The sequence below is a fragment of the Bradyrhizobium sp. CCBAU 11434 genome (genome assembly GCF_028128895.1).
Taxonomy (GTDB): Bacteria; Pseudomonadota; Alphaproteobacteria; order Rhizobiales; family Xanthobacteraceae; genus Bradyrhizobium; species Bradyrhizobium zhengyangense.
Window position 1 is genome coordinate 1 of sequence record NZ_LBJX01000044.1, and the last position, 2475, is coordinate 2475.

The following is a 2475-nucleotide window of genomic DNA, read 5'->3' on the forward strand; positions in this document are numbered from 1 at the left end:
AGGACTAAACCGCTCGCGCGGTAGGGGCCGGCAGCCGGCAGCACGGCTGAGAGGATAGCGCAACGAGGCGTCCTGTCTTGAGATGAGGGGTTCGCAACCTTCACCCAAGACAGGAGCATCCCCATGACCGACGAGGCCACGAGCCCGTTGCGGCTTCGCATGATCGAAGACATGACGATCCGAAAGTTCGCGCCGAAGACCCAACATGACTACGTGCAGCGGGTCAAGAACTTCGCGGTGTTCCTCGGGCGATCGCCGGATACAGCCAGCTTCGAGGATGTACGTCGCTACCAACTCCATTTGGCATCGAGCGGCGTCGGCGTGCCGACCATCAACCAGACCGTCTCGACGCTGCGGTTCTTCTTCAAGGTCACGCTCAAGCGCCACGAGATCGTCGAGCACACGCATGTCGTTCACGAGCCTCGCAAGCTGCCGGTGGTGCTGAGCGTGGAGGAAGTGGCGCGGCTGCTCGATGCGGCACCCGGGCTCAAATACAAGGCGGCGCTCAGCGTGGCCTATGGCGCCGGCCTGCGTGCCGCCGAGGTGGTCTCGCTCAAGATCTCCGATATCGACAGCAAGCGCATGATCATCCGCGTCGAGCAGGGCAAAGGCGGCAAGGACCGTAACGTGATGTTGTCGCCGAGCCTGCTCGACCTGCTGCGTGCCTGGTGGAAGACGGCCCGCCCACAGGGCTGGCTCTTCCCTGGCCGCGACCCGGCGCAGCCGATGACGACGCGCCAGCTCAATCGCGCCTGTCATGCCGCCGCCCAAATGGCCGAGATCAACAAGCGCGTCTCGCTGCACACCTTGCGGCACAGCTTCGCCACCCATCTCTTGGAGCAGAACATCGACGTGCGCGTGATCCAGGTTCTGCTCGGTCACGCCAAGCTCGATACGACCGCGCTCTATACCAGGGTCGCCACCAAGACGATCAGCGAGGTCATGAGCCCGCTGGAGCACATCGCGATCAAGCTGAAGCAGGCCCGGCCGCCCGGCTGACGCGGGGCCGCCGTGTCTCGTCCGGCTCTGGAGGTTGCGGATATCTTCCGCGACCGTGGTCCGGCATGGCGTCAGGCCCATGCCGGCCATGTCAGCCTCGACCAGTTGAAGGTGATGTCGGCGATCGAGAGCTGCCGCACGGCAGCCCTCGGCGGCCATGTCGCGCGCTGCGAGGACTGCGCTTACACATCCATCGCCTACAACTCCTGCCGCAACCGGCACTGTCCGAAGTGCCAGGGCGCCGCGGCGAAGCAGTGGCTCGCCGATCGCCAAGCCGAGCTGCTGCCGGTGCCGTATTATCACGTCGTGTTCACGCTGCCGGCTCGGATCGCCGACATCGCCTATCACAACAGGGCTGCCATCTACGATCTGCTGTTCAAGGTCTCAGCCGAGACGATGCTGACGATCGCCGCCGACCCGAAGCATCTCGGCGCCAGGATCGGCATCACCTCCGTGCTGCACAGCTGGGGCTCGGCCATGACCCACCACCCGCATGTGCACATGATCGTGCCGGGCGGCGGCATCTCGCCCGACGGCCAGCGCTGGGTGTCCTGCCGGCCTGGGTTCTTCCTGCCGGTGCGGGTGCTCTCACGTCTGTTCCGGCGGCTGTTCCTGGAGCGCCTTGCCGCCCTCCATCGGGCCGGGCGCCTGAGCTTCTTCGGTAACGACGCTCATCTCGTCGGAGCACAATCGTTCGCCGCATTGCTTGCAGCGTCACGCAAGACCGAGTGGGTCGTCTATGCCAAGCGTCCGTTCGGCGGTCCCGAGGCGGTTCTTGCCTATCTGTCGCGCTATACACACCGCGTCGCCATCGCCAACAGCCGCCTGATCGCCTTCGACCAGCACGGCGTCACCTTCAGATGGAAGGATTACCGCATCGAGGGCCGCGATCGCCAAAAGCGAATGACGCTCGCCACGGACGAGTTCATCCGCCGCTTCCTCATCCACGTGATGCCAAAGGGCTTCCACCGCATCCGCCACTACGGCCTGCTCGCACGGGGGACCTGCGCCGACAACGTCGCACGTGCGCGCGAGCTGCTCGCCGTCAAGGATCGTAAGAATGAGCCGACCGAGACCGTCGGCGACACCGACAAGCCACCCTGTCCATGCTGCGGCGGCCGCATGATCGTCATCGAGGTCTTTGAGCAAGGCGCAACGCCTCGCCACCGACCGACTGCGCCAACCAGCGTCATCAGGATCGACACCTCATGACTCCACATCTGCCATTCTGCAAAGCTGCTCGTCATGCCCGCCGCTCATCGACCGGCCACGGCCGTGCGCACCCGAACGGCGCCCTGTCATCGCCGATCGGCCGACATTTGATCGCGTTCGACGCCGCCCACCGCTCATTCACCGGCCGCGCTACCGTCGCGCAGCTCGCTGCATCGGGTCGAACTCGATCTGCCAGCGCGCCTGCAGTTCCCAAATCGCCATAGAGCCTGCCGCACCAGTCCCGCCCACCATGCGCGGTTTCCT

2 protein-coding genes are annotated in these 2475 nt (G+C 65.2%); both read left to right on the forward strand.

The genetic code is table 11. From position 1 onward, the window contains the following. Positions 1-123 precede the first annotated feature (123 nt). The gene (locus tag XI06_RS13000; protein WP_237892222.1) at positions 124-999 is read left to right on the forward strand and encodes a tyrosine-type recombinase/integrase; all 876 of its coding nucleotides are present in this window, start codon (positions 124-126) and stop codon (positions 997-999) included. 12 nt (positions 1000-1011) lie between these two features. Continuing rightward, positions 1012-2211, forward strand: coding sequence for an IS91 family transposase (locus tag XI06_RS13005; protein ID WP_271605495.1), 1200 nt, complete (start codon positions 1012-1014; stop codon positions 2209-2211). Positions 2212-2475: the final 264 nt, after the last annotated feature.